Annotated in this window: 13 protein-coding genes and 1 pseudogene; all 14 read right to left on the bottom strand. The window is 57.7% G+C overall.

Translation table 11 applies throughout. The features are described 5' to 3' along the window. Positions 1-14: 14 nt before the first annotated feature. Positions 15-767, bottom strand: a complete 753-nt coding sequence (locus K6K13_RS09630; RefSeq protein WP_222160591.1) for an ABC transporter permease — start codon at positions 765-767, stop codon at positions 15-17. Beyond that, the gene (locus K6K13_RS09625) at positions 764-1,717 is read right to left on the bottom strand and encodes an ABC transporter permease (protein WP_222160590.1); all 954 of its coding nucleotides are present in this window, start codon (positions 1,715-1,717) and stop codon (positions 764-766) included. Before K6K13_RS09625 ends, K6K13_RS09630 begins: the two co-directional genes overlap by 4 nt. Continuing rightward, positions 1,707-3,242, bottom strand: coding sequence for an ABC transporter substrate-binding protein (locus tag K6K13_RS09620; protein ID WP_222160589.1), 1,536 nt, complete (start codon positions 3,240-3,242; stop codon positions 1,707-1,709). The genes K6K13_RS09625 and K6K13_RS09620 overlap by 11 nt, the downstream gene beginning before the upstream one ends. 54 nt (positions 3,243-3,296) lie before the next feature. Then, positions 3,297-5,516 carry a TonB-dependent receptor gene (locus K6K13_RS09615; protein WP_222160588.1) on the bottom strand — a complete coding sequence of 740 codons (2,220 nt, stop codon included), beginning with the start codon at positions 5,514-5,516 and terminating at the stop codon, positions 3,297-3,299. A 132-nt stretch (positions 5,517-5,648) separates the two neighbouring features. Then, a complete protein-coding gene (locus K6K13_RS09610) occupies positions 5,649-6,602 on the bottom strand; it encodes a helix-turn-helix transcriptional regulator (RefSeq protein ID WP_222160587.1) in 954 nt (317 codons plus the stop codon). Between the two features lie 34 nt (positions 6,603-6,636). Continuing rightward, positions 6,637-7,980: a salicylate synthase gene (locus K6K13_RS09605; protein ID WP_222161034.1), complete on the bottom strand. Its 1,344-nt coding sequence runs from the start codon at positions 7,978-7,980 to the stop codon at positions 6,637-6,639. Beyond that, entirely contained in the window at positions 7,980-9,644 is a 1,665-nt protein-coding gene (locus K6K13_RS09600; RefSeq protein WP_222160586.1) for a (2,3-dihydroxybenzoyl)adenylate synthase, read from the bottom strand. Before K6K13_RS09600 ends, K6K13_RS09605 begins: the two co-directional genes overlap by 1 nt. Next, entirely contained in the window at positions 9,637-10,341 is a 705-nt protein-coding gene (locus tag K6K13_RS09595) for a class I SAM-dependent methyltransferase (protein WP_222160585.1), read from the bottom strand. The genes K6K13_RS09600 and K6K13_RS09595 overlap by 8 nt, the downstream gene beginning before the upstream one ends. Positions 10,342-10,344: 3 nt before the next feature. Continuing rightward, a complete protein-coding gene (locus K6K13_RS09590; RefSeq protein WP_222160584.1) occupies positions 10,345-11,106 on the bottom strand; it encodes a thioesterase II family protein in 762 nt (253 codons plus the stop codon). After that, complete coding sequence (locus K6K13_RS09585) at positions 11,103-12,182, bottom strand: Gfo/Idh/MocA family oxidoreductase (RefSeq protein ID WP_222160583.1); 1,080 nt, start codon at positions 12,180-12,182, stop codon at positions 11,103-11,105. Before K6K13_RS09585 ends, K6K13_RS09590 begins: the two co-directional genes overlap by 4 nt. After that, a complete protein-coding gene (locus tag K6K13_RS09580) occupies positions 12,179-13,303 on the bottom strand; it encodes a saccharopine dehydrogenase NADP-binding domain-containing protein (protein WP_222160582.1) in 1,125 nt (374 codons plus the stop codon). The genes K6K13_RS09585 and K6K13_RS09580 overlap by 4 nt, the downstream gene beginning before the upstream one ends. Beyond that, positions 13,300-18,714, bottom strand: a complete 5,415-nt coding sequence (locus K6K13_RS09575) for a non-ribosomal peptide synthetase (protein ID WP_222160581.1) — start codon at positions 18,712-18,714, stop codon at positions 13,300-13,302. Before K6K13_RS09575 ends, K6K13_RS09580 begins: the two co-directional genes overlap by 4 nt. Then, positions 18,711-18,881: a phosphopantetheine-binding protein gene (locus K6K13_RS23735; RefSeq protein ID WP_434064609.1), complete on the bottom strand. Its 171-nt coding sequence runs from the start codon at positions 18,879-18,881 to the stop codon at positions 18,711-18,713. The genes K6K13_RS09575 and K6K13_RS23735 overlap by 4 nt, the downstream gene beginning before the upstream one ends. A gap of 186 nt (positions 18,882-19,067) precedes the next feature. Continuing rightward, positions 19,068-20,399, bottom strand: a pseudogene (locus tag K6K13_RS23730) (amino acid adenylation domain-containing protein); the annotation flags it as partial. Between the last annotated feature and the right edge of the window lie 22 nt (positions 20,400-20,421).

The raw sequence follows: 20,421 nt of genomic DNA, 5'->3' as shown, positions 1-20,421 counted from the left end.
CAACACCAGCGACCTCATCGGAACCCCCGGCGGTCCACGGCCCGATTGATCAATATCATCACGCTGGCGATGCTGACCGCAGGCAAGAACAAGGCACAGGGATTGAGCGCCATCCCTTCCAGGCTCTCGCGGACCATGCTCGCCCAGTCATTCCCCTGTCCGACTGCATTGATGCCCAGAAAGCTGGCCGCAGAAAACAGATAAAATGCCCCCACCAGCCGCGTTGCACCATCGCCCAACAGCGCCGGACACACCCCCGGCAGGATTTCACGTCGAAGCAACAGACCGGTAGAATCGCCTGCGGCACGGGCCACCATCACGTAATCGCTGTCCAGCATCGGCTCTGCCAGCGCGCGGATGAACCGTGCAGTAAAGGGCACGTTCAGCAGTATGATGGCGAATAGTAGGGTTAGGGGTGAGGGACCGAGCGCATAATAGGTCATCATCACGATCAACAGCGGCGGCAACATCAGGATACTGTCTAACAGCGCCGTCACTGCATACCCGCGATCGGGTAACACCAGCAGCCCCATGCCCGTGACGAGTCCGACCATGGACGCCACCAATGTAGCCATCAGCGAAAACAGCAACATGGCAACGCCACCGTGCAGGGTACGGCTTAGCACATCACGCCCCAACGCGTCGGTTCCACACCAAAACAGCGCATCCGGCACTTGCCACGGCAACCCTACGCTACGCGCCGGATCATACGGCGCTAAAAACGGCGCGAACAGAACGCACAACAGCACCAATACCACCGTTTTCATACCGTACTACGCCGCGCGATCAGTGTGGAAAGGCTATCCGCGACCAGCCAGCACACAGCGGTATTCAGCGCCAGCAGCATCACAATCGCCTGAAGTAAAGCGCCGTCTCGGGCATTAAATGCGTCAACCCACATACTGCCCAGACCGGGGTAGCCAAACAGGCGCTCAACCACAATTGCTCCACCCAATAGATAAGGAAGGGTAACAGCAACAATCGGAATAAACGACGCCGCCGCGTTCGGCAATAGATAGTCGCGCAGTAGAGCCCCCGTCGTTACACCGTTTAATCGGGCACTGATGAACCACGGAGCCTGAACCTGCTGTAACAACGTAATACGCACCATCCGCTGCAGGTAGCACCCGGCAACCAGCCCTAATGTCAATGCAGGCAGCACCAGATTACGCACCTGCTCGGCAACACTGGCAGTGTCAACCGAGAGGGATACCGCTGGCAGCACACCCATCCACACTGAAAAGATCAGAATGAGCAGTGTGGCAATCACAAACTCAGGGATACTCAGCCCAGCCAGGGCGAGCGCGGATAACCATCGATCGGGCCATGCCCTGTGACAGAGTGCCGAGATAATCCCGCCAGAGAACCCCAGCAACAACATCACAACGGCCGCACAGGTCGCCAGCGTGGCACTGCGCTTCATGGCGGGCAGAACCACATCTGTCACGGGCCGCTGGCTCGTCAGTGAATGGCCCCATTCACCACTTAACGCGCCCTTAAACCAGTGCAAATAGCGCACCATTACCGGTTTATCCAGCCCGTATTGATGACGCCAGTAGGCCAGCGCCGACGGCGTTGCCCGATCGCCCAGTGCCCTGTTCACCGCATCACCGGGGGCCGTTGCCACCGCATAAAACGTCAGTACGCTCACCAACCACAGAGAAAACAGCGTGGTCAGCACCCGCAGCAGGCAGAATCGCCTGAGATTAACGGCCATTTGCCGACGCACCTTTTATCCAGTCTGCATAAGCAAACAGCGGTACCCCCTGGCTTAATTCCACGCCCTGCAAGTCAGTAACTGCCGCTGACAATTGATCGCGGTAACCCCACACCAGATAGGGCCCGTCATGCATGACTTGCCTTTGCAATTGTTGCAACAGCGGTTGCTGTAACGACGGTTCGGGCGTGGCGCGCAGGCGAGTCACTCGCTCTACCATACTGGAGGGATACCATCCGCCGTAGTTATAGGGATTATTGTCGCCAAACAGCACGGGTAGCGCGGCGACAAAGGGGCGATTGAGGGCAAACATGGCCATTAACGGCGCTTGATGGAGCCGCCGAATGTCACTGAGATAGTCTGCCGGGTTAAGCCGCACCAGCGTCAGCGTGACGTCAATCTCTGCCAGTTGCTGGCGCAGCAGTTCGGCGGCGTTGTTAAGCCCAGGGGTCAAGTCGGCCGTCAGCAGGGTTAATGCAGTAATGCCTTTTTGCGCAAACACCTGACGAGCGGCCTCAACATCGTGTTTTATCGGCCAGGCCAGCGTATTCCCCCCGGGCAGACCTTGACCAAACAAATCGTTACCCGGATAACCATACCCTTCCAACACCACATCCACTAACTGTTGACGATTCACCAGCGCCTTCAATGCCTGACGCACTTCAACGTCGTTAAAAGGCGGAATACGCGTGTTCATTGAAAAATAGAAGGCGTTGGCACCGACGATACCGCTGCGCAGCACGCGGTATTTGGGCTGTCCGTTCAACATGCGCGCACTGCTCACGGGAATATCAAACGCATAATCGGCGGCACCGCTGAGCAACGCATTGACACGCGCAGCCGCATCGGCCAAGGGACGGATTACGATGCGTTCAAAGTAAACGACAGGTTGCCAGGCATACGGGTTACGCGTGAGTTCGGCACCGTTGATGCCGTCAAAGAGGCTCACCTGCCAGGGACCGCTGCACACGGGGAAATCGCCGGTCTGCGTACCCGCTTTCCACACCATACTGGCCGCCGCCAGCACCGCAGGAACCAGATCGGCGCGCGGATGGTGCAGTTGTAACCTCAGCGTCAAGGCATCCGTTACAACACTCCGCGTAAAATCAACATCCTGAAAAAAACTGCCAAAGCCGATGGACTGCGACAACTGCTGTAGGCTGGTCAACACGTTGGTAGCCGATAATCGGCTACCATCAGAGAAATAGACATCGGGACGCAGACGTATCGTCCAGCGAGTTGCATCTTCATTCGGTTCAATGGCCGTTGCCAACTGGTACTCCAGCCGCCCATTGCGCCATCTGACCAGCACATCACACACGTTTCCCATCACCGCCCAGGGAAAGTAGGTTTGGGCCTGACCATACTCCAGCGTCTCATTTTGACTGCCAAGCATGACCACACGCAGCGTTTTGTCATCACGCGAGGTATCAGCGATGTCGCTATGTCTCCAGAAGAACCCAACGGCAGCAACCAGCAGAGCAAGAAGTGCAACAACCCACAGTGTTTTTCTCTGTTTTCTCATTCGAATCCTGAATCCTGATAATGCCAACGGGCGCCGCACAGTACGGCACAACGGCTACATGTGTACCTTCATTCCGGCACCGATCACCCGTCCGTGTCCCACGGTGACTACGTTCACGCCGGGCATATAGCTAATGCCGGTATACTGGGGCCGCTCATTCGTCACATTTTGCGCAAACAGGTACACATCCAGTGACGGAAACTCTAACCCAGCCCTGAGATTGATCTGGCGATAAGCGGGCAATGTGAAGTTGTTATTCACATTCGCCTCACGCTGAGCGATAAACTGATGCTGTGCCAGCGCAAACACATTGGCGGCTGGGATGCCCAGCACGTCGGCTGAGTCGTAATAGGCCATGGTCAGCGAGGTGGTAAAACGGGGAACGGCAGGAACACGATAACCATCGCGCGCCCCAGTTTTATCAGCCACATTGCTGGGCACATTGCGCAACTCGGCATGGGTGTACCCGACACCACCGCCAAGCCGCCAGTGCTCCGCCACTTGCCATCCGCCTTCCAACTCCGCGCCATAGCTGGCGGTATCGATGGATTGTGGTGTAAAGGCCATCAAATTACGTTCTTTGGCAAACAGGTGCTCGTTTCGCACCTGGTTGTAAAACAGCGCCAGATTCCATTCGCCACGTCCGCCAGCGACACGGTTCTTGCTGCCAACCTCATAACTCCACGACGAGGACGCCTGATAGGGTTCATCTCTCATACCGCTCGGCGCATTATTGGTGAAGTTGGGGAAGCCCCCACTTTTGGCTCCGCGCGCCACGCTGGTATACAACATGGCATCGCGTGTCAGTTGATAGTGTAGCGCTGCACGTCCGGTCAACATGTCATATTGCAATCTTCCTTGCTGATCGAAGGCGGCAACGTTACCGGGGTGACCATTATTTTGAAAATGCGCTTGATACCCTTTGCTGTCGTGGGTATAACGTAACCCCAGCGTGCCTTTTAATTTTTCGCTATCCGTCAGCGCCGTGGTCAGTTCGCCGAACAGCGCGTAGCTGTCCGTTTGATAATGGTTATTACGCCTTCCATTGATCACCGAACTGACGTTGCTCGGTGCCAACAGCGAGGTCGTGGTGTAATCGTTCATCAGGCGATAGTCGTCGTGCAGGTAATTCATGCCGGCAACCCACCCCACCCGGGCCTTGTCAAGACTGCTCATCCGCAGTTCCTGATAGAAGCTGCGCTGTTTTTCGTCATAGGTACTCCAGTCAAGCGCAGGGAGAAATGCTGCACTGGGCTGGTTAAACCAGGTTCCATAGGTGAGTGCTTCAGAATTGTTCGTCAGGTTGTCGAAATCGTAGCGATTGAATGCGGTCACCGAGGTCACTTGCAAGGTACGCAGCGTGCGATTGGCGGTCAGCGACAGGGCCCCGGTTTCCCGGTGTGCCCACCCTTTGGGATCCAGCGCCACGCTGGGAAAATTCGGTGTACCTTCTTGCAGCACAAAATTGGACGGCATCAGACGATCGCGCCCATAGCTTAGCGCCAGCACCAGTTGGGTGATATCATCGGGCGTTGCCAACAGCGTAGTGCGCATTGCACCGTTCTGCTCGCGTCCCATCCATCCTCCGACCTGATTGCGCACGTCACCGCCCTGATCGGCGTAGGCAGCAGAAAAACTGCCTTTCAACATATCGTCACGCAGCGGACCGGAAAACGTTAACTGCCCAAGATTTTGGGAATGTCTATCCAGCGCACCTTCCGCACGCAGGGTGTGTTGGGCGTCATCGCTCGGTTGACGCGTGATGATATTGATAGCGCCGGCCTGGGCATTGCGCCCGAACACCGTGCCTTGAGGACCGCGTAGCACTTCTATACGTTCAACGTCGAGAAAACGCAAATCAGAACCAAACAGCGGCTGCGGTACGCCATCAATATAAGTGACGACCGAGGTGTCATCGTGCCCAAGGGGCTGTGCCAACGTGCCCACGCCTCTCATGGAAAGATGCGTGGATCGCCCATCGCCCAGCGCACTCATGCCAATGTTCGGCACATCGCGGATCAACCGGGCAATATCATCGATACGGCGGTCTTCAATCATTTGTTTGTCGAACACGCTCAAACTGAGCGGCACACGCAGGGAATCCTCTTTAATTTTTCGGGCTGTAACCCACACAACGCTGTCATCCTCCTGCTCCGTAGGGGGTTGCGCAGTATCAACTGGCGTTGCTGCCACTGCCCCACACAGCACACACCCGGCGCATACGCACAGCGGGTAAGTTACTCGCTTGTGACAAAAGTATTTGTTGTTCAGCATGTCCATCCCTCAACGCAGCGAAAAAAAGAAATGATAATTATTTTCAGTGCGGAGAGTGTAGGGGGAGGCCCGACGCCACCCCAGCGAACTTAACTATGATAAAAGCTAAAACAGCTGTGATTGGAGCCAGCATCAAGCATTGAGCGCATCACGGGGACAGCGACCAAACTTGCGGCGGTAGGCGGTTGAGAAATTACTGGGATGCTGATAGCCGACATAATAGGCGGCTTGTTTCACCGTCCATCCTTCCGATTCCAGCCCTTTTCGCGCACGCATCAGTCGCTGCTCCCGCAAAAAAGAAAACACGGATTGCCCCATCACCGCCGTAAATTTGCTTTTGAGCGCACTGATGCTGATCCCGGCTTCACGAGCCAAATCAAACAGACAGTGATTGTTATCCAACTGTGCGAGCAGCTTGTCGCGAACTTTCAGAATGCGCACTGTATCCCGACAGGGTGTGGTGTAGGGCATCAAGGACGGTGTCTGTTCTGCGGCGCGCAGACCCTGCGCCAACAGATCCAACACGCAGCTATGAATATGTAAACGTCCAGGCACACAGCTATCGCACAGGGTAAACAGGTTTTCGGCCAGCGTCAGGGTGTGATAGGGCACCATAAAACTGTAAATACCTTCATGCTGTAGCAAGCGTTCAATCTGCTGCGCCAATTCGCCATCAACAATGCGACGTGGTGCCGCCTGAATAACCAAACTACGGCTATGATGACCACGCGGATTGCGGCACCAGAGGCGGAGCGGGCTGCGAGTGGCAATCACTTTGGCCACACCAAGCTCCATCACCAGCATGCTGCCATCATCCAGATAATAATTTGGCGTGTCCCCGTCCAAGGTCAACAGGATGGTCAAACACTGTTTAAGCGTGGCACTGCGAGAGTCTTCCTCACGGGTAGTAATGTCGTTAAGACAAAGATCGATCCCATACGGCAACGTCACGGCCCGCAGCGTGCCCTCTAACGCGATCTCATGGGTCGGGCTTTTGCCTGCCGCGACCATGTCACATTCATAGTCCCAATGACGTGCCAAATCGCTTAATTGCTTTAGCGATGAGAGGTGTTGTACTGATGACATGTAACCCTTCCTCCAGTCCCTCGATGTTGCTTCCTTACCGCGTTTTTTGTTGGAAGACCAGATAAGGAGCAATACTGTCCAATTTTTCTTGCGTTTCAGTAAGTTCCCGTATGGGGGATGACTGCGCAATCACCCCTGCCCCGGCCTGTAACCAGCGCTGGTGGCTATCCTGAAATGCAGAGCGCAGCACCAGTGCCGCTTCGAAATGCGTTTTGCCGTCCAGCCAAAGTATGGCGCCGGAGTAAAGTTCGCGCGGTGACGATTCAAGTCGGGCAATTGCCGACAGCGCGGCGCCCTTCGGTACACCCGTGGCAGTTATCGCGGGAAACAGGGCATCAAAAGCATCCCATGCATCTTTCCCGAAGCCCAATTCACCGCTGACGCGCGAGCCGAGGTGCTGCACGTTGCCGCGCTGACGTACCGACATTAAATCATTGATAACGACACTCTCCGGCTGGCACAGCCCTTTCATTTCCTCAACCGCCGCTCTGACTGACATCACATGCTCAACAATCTCTTTGTCGTCGCTCAAGGAATGGTTCAGCAATGCATTTGACCGGGCCGTATCCTGATGCTGTACGCAGGTGCCCGCCAGCGTATCGGTGCTCACCCTATCCTGCTCGACGGACATCACCAACTCAGGACAAAAACCGACGGCTTCCCGGTCTCCCTGTCGCAATAAAAACGTGCGTACCGGCGTATTCGCCTGGCGTCCACGCAGCAGCGTTGCTGCCATATCCACCGATTGTTTAAGGGGCAAGACGCGTGCCAGGATCACCTTGCTGTAGTGGGCATCGTTAATTTCTTCAATCGCCTGGCATACACGCTGGCAGTAGTCGCCCTGATCGCAGGCGAGTTCGGCAATGTGAGCCAGTCTGGCATCCCCACCGCGACGTTTCGCCACGGCTGCGGCACTCAGTATCCAATCAGACAGTTGCCGACAACGCAGCGCATTCTCCGCCAACACCGTGACGCCGTTATCGCAAAAAATCAGCTCTTCACGCGGCACGATCAGGTTCAGCACCGGCCAGCGCCCCGGTTTGTAAGCGTGCTCCTGAACACAAAGCGCATAGTGAAATCCCGCTTCGCCATAAATGCGCAGATTGTCACCGCCATGTGCCGCTTGAAAGCGACGGGCATACTCCGCTGGCGATCCCTTGACGCGGGTGGTATTGATGCCGTTATCGGTAATGGTGGTCGCCTGCTCGCCAGCGGCATCGACGGTCAACGATGCCCGTTGCCCTAACGCGAGATACCAGCAGGATTGACGTTCGTAGACATAGTGGTCTTCCCCTTTCAACTGGTTGAGCAGTTCCGCGATGATTGGCAGCGATTGCGCCTCAGGCAAAATCAGATGCCGTCTACTGTGATATCCCATCATGGTTGCTCCTTTACCTGTTCCTTTACACGACCGAGAAGGCGCGCCGTTAGTGCCTGTTTATTAATTTTACCCATTGGGGTAAGCGGCAATGTTTTTACCACGCTCAGCGCGTCGGGCCATCGGGATAAGGGCACGCCCTGTTGTTCCAAAAAAGCACATAAATCCGCCAACAACAGCGAACGCTTGGCAACCACCACCGCATGCACCGTTTCATCCAGACCCGTCACAACGGCCACGTCACGCACAGCAGGATGCAGGCGCAACGCATCCTCAATATCCCCTGCTGCCACGGATTCGCCGTGGCGGTTGATGGTTTCCTTGATGCGCCCTTCGACGCAAAGATTGCCATCCGGCAAACATCGAACCCGATCGCCGCTACGGTAAAATCCCTCGGACGTGAATGGCTGCATATCTGAAGGGCGAACACGGAAATACCCTCGAATCGTATAGGGTCCGCGCACCCATAGCTCACCCGAGTCACCGGGGGAGACCGCGTTCCCCGCGGGATCTACAATGCGAATATCGTCATCCTCACACAGCGGTCGCCCTTGCGTGGTAAGAATGGTGTGTGGTGTATCGTCCAGTCGGGTCGCGGTGATCAACCCTTCAGCCATACCAAAGACTTGCTGCAATTGGCATCCGAAACGATTCAGCATTGCACCGGCCCGATTAGCATCAAGTTTGGCTCCGCCCACCTGAATCAGACGCAGTGAGCGCAAATCAGGAAGCTCACTGTCCAGCGCTTCCAGCCAACATTGGCTTAACGAAGGCACCAACGCGGTGAGCGTGACACCAAAACGGGCAATCGCTGCGAAAGCATCCTCAGGCGCTGGCGTGGCAGGAACCACCACACAACCGCCGCGCGACCACACCCCTAACGCGCCGGGACACGCCAACGAAAAATTGTGCGCCATCGGCAAGGCGGCCAAATAGCGATCCCGTTCGCTCAACGCGCACAGTTCAGCACAGCGCTGAAAGTTATAGACATAATCTGCATGGGTGCGCGGGATCAGTTTCGGTGTGCCCGTTGTTCCACCGGACAGTAACAGCAGCGCAATATTGCCCGCCTCATCCCCCGGCGGCGGTGCAGCGATCATCGTCTCCTGGCAAAAACAAAAGCGATCCGTTTTGCCACTGAAGAGTGTACGGCACCCGTATTCAGCCAGTTGCGTGGTCAACGCCTCGTTTTCACTCTGGAAGATACGTGCGCTGCCCAGGTAACGTCGGGCGCGAGCCTGCACCGCCACCTGAAGTACCGTTTTGGGACACAGTGTCGGCACCACCAATACCGGTACAGCGCCAATCAGCAATACCGCAAACAGGGCAACGGCGAAATCAGCGCCATTGGGCAACTGCACCAACACCGGATCGCCGGGAGAGACCCCATGTTGACGGAGCATGGTGGCAAAACGCCTGCCCTGACCAATCAGTTTCCAATAGGGCCAGGCGTGGCCCTCGGCGATCAAGGCAATGTGTTCGCTGTAAACCTGTTGCCAACGGAGTATATGGGTTGATAGCGTATCCGCTTGCCAGTAGCCCACATCCTGATAGCGCTGGACGGCATCCGGCGGCCAGGCAAGCGGTGGCGGCAATCGCCGCGCATCGGTATCGAACAAACGGGTATCGGTCAGATAAGCATCCTGCGCATCGTTATTATGCATAAAGCACCCCGGCCTGAGCGGTGAGACGTTCTGCACGCAACCGCGTTTCCTGCGCAAGTTCCGCCAGACTAAATGTGTGCCAGACGCTCTGATTACGGATCACCTGCGCCGGGCAAGGCCCGCCGCGTATCGTCCAGCAGGACGTCAGCAGCATAGTATCGTCTGGCCCCGGTTCGCCTTGCAATGATGCGGTGTAATGCCGTTTACCTACCGTTTCACAAGCGAGCGGAAAGGCGGGCAGTACAATGGGTTTTTCCAGCGGCAACAGTTCAACAAAAATCGGAGCGCCAGCTGACAGGCGCGGTAACAGTAGCTGCCATAGCTGCTGGCGTTTTTCCCGACACAGATGCCCCAATACGCCATAGGCCACCACGGCGCCCAGTTTGTCAGGCAGGTGCAATTTATCCACAGGTTCAGCGACTACCGTCACGCGCTGACGCAGATGCGGATCGTTGACAACGCGGTGCATCAACACGGCGCGCATGGCCGGTGCCGGTTCCACCGCCAAAATGTCACACTGCGGCACGCTCTCAGCAATGGCCGCGACCGTGCGCCCGGTTCCCGCGCCAAGATCCAGGATCGGTTCGCCATTTAACGCAGTGGCCGCCAGGCGTTCCCGAAGCACGGTATCGCCTTCTGAATGCGCTCTGGCCACCAGGTCATAATATTCCGCTACGGGTGAGTAGAAATCGTCCATCGTTTATCCTTTTGTGCAGGGGGTGAGCGAGGAGAGAAACGCCTGCTGCACGGTGTCAACCACCGCATCGCGTTGCTGATTGATAAAGAAATGGTCACCAGGAAAAATATGCACCTGACACGATGCGGAGGTGTAATCGGCCCAGGCGCAGGCTTGTTCGGCGGGAAGATCGGGATCGTCCCGTCCGGCGAGCACATCAATCGGACACCCAATCACAGGCGTGTTATGAGGCCGATAGTTTTCGATCAAGCGATAGTCACTGCGGATAATCGGCACCAGCAGCGCCGCTAATTCCGGCGATTCCACCAGCGCATTGTTGCGCGGATTCAAACGGCGCAGCTCAGCCAGAATATCGCTGTCACTGCTGCGATGGACAGCGCTGTCGCGCGGGTGATAACGGGGGGGTTGCCGGCCAGAAATAAACAGATGTCGCGGCGGCATATCCTGTGCTTCCAACTGGATAGCCAACTCATGCGCAATCGCACCGCCCATGCTGTGCCCCAGCAGCGCGTAGGGCCGGGTCGCGATATCGCGTTGCAATTCGGTCATCAGCGTGGTCAGCAAGCGTGACATGTCATCGATAGTCGCTTCGGTAAAACGATCTTCTCGCCCTGGATATTGCACGGCAGCCACGGCGATCTGCGTATCAAACAGCGTTGACCAGGCGCGAAATGCGCTGGCTCCGCCGCCGGCATAGGGCAGACAAACCAGCAGCGGTTGCGACGCCGAGGGCGGAGTAAAAAAACGCAAGAAATGACGGGTCATTCGGCCTCCTGTTGACACAATTGCTGGCACAGCGACACCTCGGGTGGCGTCTCGGGTTCAATCAACACGGGGGGACCGAGCAGGGTTGAAATCTGATGCCAACTGCGCGTAACGCTCAATGTCCACGCGGATTGGCTCTGGGCCAAGGCCGGGTTTCCGATACTGATGATAAAAGCATCCAGCGCCCGATTGATCGCCTGCGGCCATTGGCTATCGAACACGGCGCGAAAGGTGTCAGGCTCACTGCCCGGCAGGGTGCTACTGCTCAGCGCCGCCAAGCGTTCTGTGCCCGGTCCGTCCAACACCAAACGGTGCGTGGCATCACGGTGGGTGTGCAAGCGAGGTTGCCACAGGGCTGGACCGTGCGTATCTGCCAATGTCAAAACGCCGCTGTCCGTCGCCAGCGTCATGCGGTGCAGCAAAAACGCATGGTTATCGGCATCCCCCGGATGGATCTGGTTTTGTACGCGCAGAGTCACCGGGACACCACCAATATCGCCCTGAATCATGGTATAGGGGCCGGTATGCGCCGGCTGCGCCAACGCCAGTCGACAAGGTTGCAAACGCCCCAGCGCCCGCGCCGCCATATCCAGCCAGGGATACAACACTTGTGCGCCACATACCCCCTCCAGATAAGCGATCGGTTGTTGCTTGCGCAGCAACGCCGCGGCCTGCAAGAAGCGCATCACTGCGCGCACATGGGGATAAAATGCATTGACGTCATAGCGCACACCATACTGATACGCAGTACGAAAACAGTGCGCCAGTTCATCAGGGTGCAGTGGGTGCTCCTGCAAAACGTGGATCCCACGGCGCAGCAACGCACACGCGACCTCTGCACCGTTGCCGCCGGATACCCCAGCGCGCACCACCACGCAGGCCAGCGTTATCGTATCCGGCAATTCATCCACCGAGTGATAATGCGCAATACCCATCTCGCAGGCACAGCGTACGGAGGCCTCAGAGCCACGCGACAAGATCCCAACCAGTTCAATGTTCGGATGTATCGCCAATGCATGAAGATAAAAACGGCCAAACGCGGTGCCGCACACGACAGCCTTTATTTTGCGGGTCATAGTTTTCCCTCTTCGAGGCGTTCATCAGGCAGGTATTGGCGAATCTGCGTACCCGGATGTAGGCGGATAACGTCGTTAAAGGTTTGTGTCGCCATCAGGACGTCATCCGCGAAATGCACGCCTGGGGCAATGTCACCCCGTAATAGCGCATTCACCGTGCTCACCGTAACGGCGGCGGTTAACGCCGCGCTGCTGTCGGTGGAGATCACCGCGCGGCGGCGCGGTGTGTGGTGAGGGATAAGATCGAACACCAGCCGGTAATACGGCGAGTGCCCCAGCAGATCGAGTTCACTGGCCTGCTCAACCTGAGCCACCGCCTGCGCCAGACGTTCAGCACTGTTGACCCAACCGCGTAAACCGGTCAGCGTCTCACGCAAGAAGCCGCCGCTAAACACGTTATACCAGCGCAGTTCGCGCAATTGATGCCGTAATGCCAGGCGCTCAGCATCGCTACTGAGAAACGGAAGCAACGTTACTTCACCGGGAAAATGCGCCAAATCATGGCGCAACTCTGTCGGTAGCCGGCGTAAATGCGGCTCTCCCTTGACCCAGAAAGAGCTCGCTTCGCCATACCAGTAGCTACTGGCCGCTACCGTGCCGTACTGATCGTTGACCGACAGCACCAGATCCCCCGCTGCCGCACCGCGTACACTTTCGCGTCCGCCGCTGTATACGGTAATGGCATCATCAGGCAACACGCCCAGCCAATCTGGCATCAAATTGGCCAATCCCGGCAACATGCCCGCCGAGAGCACTGCGATCCAGCCCCGTGAGCAGGTTGGTGTTTGTTGCAGCAAATGCCATACCGGCGCATCGCCGGACACATCGATATAATGTGCACCGGCCCGAGCGGCACTGCGCGCAACCCGATCAAGCACCAGATAGGACGGTCCCGCACAGTTCACCACCAGTGCGCAGCCCTGACTAAAGGCATCCAATTCCGCTTGCTGGTAGAGATCGACCACCTGCGCCTGCGCGTTAACCCGCTGTGCCAGCGCGGACAGCGCCTCGGGCTGCCTGGCGCCAAGGCGTAATGTGTATCCCGCCGCGCCTAGCCAATGGGTAACTTCTCGTCCGATACTGCCTGTCGCCCCCAGAATCGCGATGCAAAACCGCTTCACAGCACCGCCTCCGGACGCGTGTGCCGTGCGATACAGTCAGCCAGAGACGCAGCATGTTGCTGCGTCATGCAACTGAAATGATCGCCAGGCGTGTCCACCACGGTCAGATCGCCAAGGCTTAGACGTCGCCAATAGTCGGTGACATCCTGCGGCGTACCCGGCAATAGTGGATCGCTCGCACTGTTACGTATCAGCACGGTTTTTCCCGTCCAGGGCGCAGGCTGGTGTTCACCCACGGCGGCCATGCAGTGATGGAACAGCGCATGGCGCTCCGCAAAGGCCTGCACTTCACCGGCGGGAGCAAGGTATGCTCCCTGCGCATCTCCACCGGCCTGCAAGACACGCAATCGCTCATTCAGCGGTTTCATCGCCCATTGACTCAGTGCGTCACCGACTGGCTGATAGGCTTCAGGCAGGCGGTCGAATGCACCAGCGGGGATGTGGGACGGTGTTTCACGCAGCACGTAATGAACAACCTCTGCCAGTGCCGATTCCGACGGCAAACGCAACGCCTCCATGCATGCGCCGTGTGAACGGGCAAACACGTACTCAACCAGACGCACATCGTCCACGCGCGGCGGCTGCCAGGCGCTAATTACCACCAATTGTTGCACGCTGACACCGCGCTCACTGAGCTGACGAGCCATTTCTGCTGCCAGCAATCCCCCCAAACAGTAGCCGATTAGCGTGAAGCGCTCTCCCCGTTCGCAAAGTGCATCAGCATACTGTCCCGCCAGTCTGAGCAGCGCCTGCGACGGGGGTAACGCCATAAACGCCGTCAGTGAAGGCAGTTCAATCCCGATCCCGCAGGAATAGCCTGATTTATCCAATTCCGGCAGCACGTGTCGATAGGGCTGCATATCGCCACTACCCGCATGTAACAACACACAGGCGTGTGATGACACGCCCGCCGTTTCCCATAAGGCCACCAGAGGAACCTGTGTGGGGGATGCCACCGTTTGTTGTTTTTCGACCTGACGCAGCCTTGCAGAAAGGGATTTTAGCGTGGGTTCTTGCAGCAAATGACGCAGCAAACTTCCCCAGGTCAGCGCGTTGGCCGCAGGGACGCGCTCGCGCAGTCGGCCAATCATGCGCGACAGCAACAGCGAATCGCCGCCACAGGCATAAAAATCGGCGTCCCGTGTAACGATCTCCGTGTCGAGGACCTCGCTCCAGATGGCAGCAATATCCTTTTCCAGTGCGTCACTCAGCGCATCACCCAGCACCTGCGATGTCGCGATTGACCCGTGGCTCACCAGCATTTTCGCCAGCATCGGTCTGTCTATTTTGCCGCTCGAAGTGCGCGGCAAAGCATCCCAGACATGCAACTGTGTCGGTATCATGTACACCGGTAGCCGCGTTTGCAGGTACGTCCGCAGACGCGCATCAGACACACTGGCACGGTCGGTTTTAAACTGAGCGATAAAGACGCCCTGCCCCGACGTTGCCAAGGCGCTGTGCGCAGCAGGTGAGCAGTCAAGCAGCGTCGCGCCCGCCTGCTGCAATAAATCGAGCCACTGTTCACGGGTAAAGAAGGTCTGATCGGTTTCTGCACGCAGATCGGTGAATCCGGTCAGTTCGGGGAAAAACTCCATCGACACTAACAGCGGGTAGTTATGGCGCCGCACCGGTTCAATAAACACCAGAATGCCGCCCGGTGTCAGCAATTGCGCCAGACCGGCCAGCACCTCACCCGCGTGTCGTGCATTGTGCAACACGTTGGCGCACAGGATAACGTCCATACTGTTGGCCTGCATGCCCTGCGCCGCGGCGGGTAGGTTCATATCAAACAGGCCGTAGTGCATACCGTCGTAGTCAGCAAAGCGTTTACGCGCTTCTGTCAGGAAGAACGTCGACAAATCAGTAAACCAGTATTCAGTACCATAGGCAGCCAGCGCAGGAACCAACTCGCTGGCCGTCCCCGCCACCCCGGCTCCCACTTCCAGCAAGCGCAATGGCCGATCGCACTGCTTCGCAAATTCGGTAATGGCTGCAATAGCAATGGCATTCATGCTGCGGCTCGCCACGTTATCGCGGTAGGCGGCCTGCGCCGTCGAGAGTTCGCCTTGTGGAAACAGCAGCCCACGCACATCTCGCTCACCGCGTAATAGCCCTGCCAGATCTTCACTGCACGCCCGGATGTAATTCAATGTCAGACTGCCATAGCGAGTACGCTGTTCGAGGCGGTCAACCTGTTGCCAGGCATCGTCAAGCGCCGCTGTATCACTCGGTATCAAGTCACGGTAATGACCTTGTGCATCGCGCGTTAACGCCCGCGCCCCGACTAAGGCATCCAACCAACGACGCAGCAAGCGCTGATGCGTCTGCGCCACATGCGTTGCCTGATATATCTCGTCTAATGAATGGTAAACCGCCTCCGCGCCGAATAACCCATCGGCCCGTAACCGGGCTGCCATCGCCAGCATGGCTACCCGGTCCGCCGCTGCCATCAATGCCGTGAACGCCGGGGCATCCATCCCCCGTTCGAGTTGATCTGCGCAGTATCGGGCAGCATCAGTCACCGAGGTGGCGGCGGACTGTTGTCCGGCAGCCATTTCGACTACACCGTGCAACGTCCCCTCTGCCGTCAGCAGCGCAATGCCATCCGCAACCGCCGGATGTTGGCGCAGCGTCGCGGTGATCTCGCCCAGTTCCACCCGGTGACCGTGGATTTTCACCTGCTGGTCATAGCGACCTCGAAATTCGATACGACCGTCGGGCCAATAACGCCCTCGATCGCCAGTAAGGTAGCGACGCTCACCATTGCGCGCGGTGACAAAACGTTGCGCCGTCTTTTCGGCATCCTGCCAGTATCCGTCGGCCAGGCTGGCTCCGGCGATGGCAATTTCTCCCTCTACCCAATCGGGACGGTCATTCATTGCGTCGTCCAGAACGTACAGGCGCTGGTTGGCGAGGGGCGCGCCATAAGGGGCATGAACCCAGTGGGCCTCCAGCGCATTGACTGGGCAGCACACCGACCAAATGCCCGCTTCAGTGGCCCCCCCCAGGGCAAACAGCTCAGCGGATGCCTGTAACGCCGACAGCGATTCCGTCAGGCTACGCGGCACCCAATCCCCGGAGACCAGCACCACGCGCAGCGGTGCCAACGGTTGCCGGACATCGCACAGCATCTGCAACTGTGACGGCACGCTGTTCCACAAGGTGATGTCATGATGCTGAATCTGCTGCGCCCAGTGCGCCGGATCGCCCTGCTGAGCCGCATGGGGATAGACCAGACGCCCTCCGGCGGCCAGCACGCCAAATAGGTCGTAAACGGCGAGATCGAAGGAGAGATTAGCCAAAGCCAGCACCGCATCCTGCGGCCCCACGGCAAAGCGGTGGTTGATGTCGGCCAGCGTATTCCAGGCAGCCTGATGAGACATCACCACCCCTTTTGGTGTGCCGGTAGAACCTGAGGTATAAATCAGGTATGCGGGCTGCTCCGGTGCCACCGATACCGGTGTGAAGTCGCACACTGGTGTTTCACACCGCCAGTTAAACACCTGGATACCTGCGGGAAGCAAAGTGAGATCGTCGGCAACGGCCCACGCAATGTCAGCATCTTGCAACATCAGGTCGCGACGCGCCGTCGGTTGCTTCAAGTAAAACGGCACATAGCATCCCCCGCACAGTAGCGTTGCAAGCACGGATAGTGCCTGTCCCCGCCCCTTATCACAGAAAATGGCAACCCGTTGTGTAGGTTGATGCCCCGCCTGCTGCAACCGTGCGGCCAGCCTGCAGGCCTGCGCCAGCAGTTGTTGGTAGCTCAGCGCACCGTGTTCATCAATGACTGCGATAGCTTCGGGACGCCGTTCAGCCTGCACCACAATCCCCTGATGCAGTAACTGGGCCGGATGAGCCCTACAGGTCGCGTTGGCATACTGACGCGCATGGCACAATGAGGCGGGCAGCGGCACCGGGCGGACCTGCAGCATGCAGCCCTCACCGTCTTCAATCAGCCGATTGATAAAACTGCTATACAGTTCGAACGCATGCTCAATCAAGGCCGGAGGAAACAGCGCCTCGCGCGAATCCCATGCCACCAGGATCCCTTCTGGTTGCTCCACTACCTGACAATCGATCAGCACCTGCGGCGTCTGCGTCATGCCTTGAACAAGGTGATAGCAAGGCTTTTTCCCCTCGCGGTGTCCGCGTTGCCCCAATGTGCTGGTAAACACCACGGGCATTATTTGGGCGTCCCCGAGACGGCGAGAAAGCGCTCTGAGCACTTCTAACCCGGAGTAACTGACGTGATCCATCGCGTCACACAGGCGCTGACTGAGCACACGCAGTTGTTCGCCAAACGGGACTACACCTTGTAAATCAACCTCAAGCAGCACGGTGTCAGTAAAATCTCCCACCACGCGCTGGATATCGGGGTGCCGTTGATCGCGCCTAGACACGGGCAAATTCAGCGTGAAATGACGCTGTTGACTGTACAGCGCCAGCACCTGGGCAAACGCCCCGAGCAACAATACACTCAAAGTCACCTGATGTTCGCCAGCCAGTGAGCCGAGCTGTCTGACCTGACTCGCCGACAGCAGCCGATAACGGCGCAGAAAAGGCGCATCGGCCGCGGCTTCCGCCAGCGGCAGTTGCGGCGCGTCAGGCAGGGCATCAAGGCGTGCCAGCCAATAGTGTCGATCGTCTCGATAGCGTTTTCCTTCACGTGCGGCACGCCGTGCAATCACGCAGTCACGAAAGGTAATGTCAGGCGCAGGGAGAAGCTGTTCCGGATTGAACAACAGCAGCGCAAGCTCATCGACCAACAGATAGAGGCTGGCCGCATCCAATGCGATCAGTTCAACGGCCAACAGCAACTGTGTCTCACGGGCCAACCGCACCGCATGCGCCGCGAACAGCGGCCAGGTGGCGTAATCAGACGGGGCCGACAACAGGGTATCGCGTAGCCGCTCCACGGCGCGCTGCGCCGCTTCAGTACCAAGATGGCGTAGATCGCTGGTGGGCAGCGTATAATCAGGCACCGTTGACAGAACGCGCTGAAAGCCTTCCTCTTTCACCACCACCCGTAGCATGTCGTGGCGAGCAATCAACTGCTGCAATGCCTGCTCCAGCCGCACGGGCTCCAGCACAGCGGGGAAACTCACAGCAAGAAACCCACGACACGCAAGACCGCCGTAAGCGAAAGCGCTGTGACGCCCGATCAGCCACGCCTGCTGAGTTTCCGTCAGGGGGAATGGCGTAAAACGACTTTGACGATCGCAGTGAATCGCCTCGCTCTCATTCCGGCTTGCCAGATAGACTAATAGCGCAGGCTTGTGTTCGCGCAACGCTTCTTTCACCGTTTCATTCAAAGTTCCGGCAGGCGCCCGAAAGTGCAGATGATTCCCTTCGCTCCACAACTCGATGCCATGCAACTCCAGCGTGGCAACAAAATCGGCGATATTCATAGCGTTCCCTCCTCCATTCGAGCGCGGTCGGCTAAATGCCGTTCAACACAGGCACACAGACCAGATAAGGTTGCATCATAGAAAAACTCCTTTATGGTCAGATTGATAGAAAATCGTTCACACACCTGAGCGACTAATTTTGTCCCCAGCAACGAGTTACCGCCCACGCGGAAGAAGGAGTCAGTGCCCAATGGCAGCGGCCCTTCCACGAGTTGTTGCCACAACACGGCAACCACATGCTGCAACTCGCTGATCTTCTTGGGTTGGTGGGACGTTGGGTGCGGTGACGGTATCGCTAACTGACACCTGTCGATTTTTCCGTTGGGCGTCAGCGGCCAGGTGGTAACAGGCGATATTGCCGCCGGAATCGCATAGCCCGGCAAGGTGATACGCAGTTCATGGTGCAGTGCACTCAGAAGCGCGTTGAACGCTTCTTCAGCAACATCCATCTGGACATAAGCGTGCAATCCTGCCGTAGCGCCATCGCCCTGCACTACGGCAACCGCCTGACGCACCTGTGGGTGACGCTGCAAGATGGATTCAATTTCACTCAGTTCAATTCTGTGACCCTGTAACTTAATTTGATTATCGATGCGTCCCAAAAACTCCAGCACACCGTTTGGGCGGTAGCGAGCGCGATCGCCGGTACGATACCAACGCCACGGGTAATCACCGTTGAAGTGCAGCGCCGTCAAGCGCGCATCCGCACAATAACCGCGTGCTATCCCCAACCCGCCAATCCACAGTTCACCGGGCACCCAGTCAGGCGTGTCATTGCCCAATGTGTCCACTACGCGGAAACGCTGATTTCTCAGAGGGAAGCCGTAGGGCACCGAGTGGCATCCTTCCGGTCGTGGTGAGGAGAGCGGCCATATCGAGGACCAGATTGCGGCCTCGGTAGCCCCGCCCAACGCAAACCCCTGTGCTGACGGCGCGAACGTGCGTAGCCGTTCTCCGCTATCAGGCTCCACCCAATCTCCCGATAACAAGGCAATACGCAGATCGGGCAGTGTCACCTGCCGCGCACGCGCGAGGGTATGCAGCATATCGAACAACGACGGCACACTGTTCCATACGCTGACACCGTGGGTAGACATCAGCGTTAACCAGCGATCTGCATCATGATGGGGCGAGTCTTCCACCAACACCACCAGCCCGCCCACGCTCAGCGCGGCGAACAGATCAAACACCGACAGGTCAAAATCCAGCGCGGAAACGGCCAGAAAGACATCCTGCGCCGAGATATCAAGTTGCTGACACACCGTCTCCAGCGTATTGAGCACATTACGGTGTTCAACCATCACGCCTTTGGGCTCCCCGGTGGTTCCAGAGGTAAACAGCACGTAGGCAAGCGTATCGTCCGGCGGAATAATCGGTGCCGTTAACGGCGCGTTGGCCCGTAATGAGGACAGCGAGTAGGTCGGTAAGGCGAACGATAGTTCGTTGTCGCAAATAACGGCCTTCGCGCGCCCCTTACGGCAAAGCAGGGCGTGGCGCGCGATGGGGTGCGCCTGATTGAGGGGCAAATAGGCCGCACCAGCGGCAAGGATGCCAAGCAGCGCCACCATGCGCTCGCTACCTGACGGCAAGCACAATGCGACACAATCTCCCGCGTGAATACCGTGGTGTAGCAGTCCGGCCGCAACCGTCAGCGCCTGTTCCCGCAGCGCACCGTAGCTCAGGTGGCCGTTCACGCTATCCCACAGC

Origin of the sequence: Symbiopectobacterium purcellii (genome assembly GCF_019797845.1) — a bacterium.
Taxonomy (GTDB): domain Bacteria; phylum Pseudomonadota; class Gammaproteobacteria; order Enterobacterales; family Enterobacteriaceae; genus Symbiopectobacterium; species Symbiopectobacterium purcellii.
Note: the sequence above shows the minus strand (reverse complement) of the source record. Positions and strands in the feature narration are given on the sequence as shown.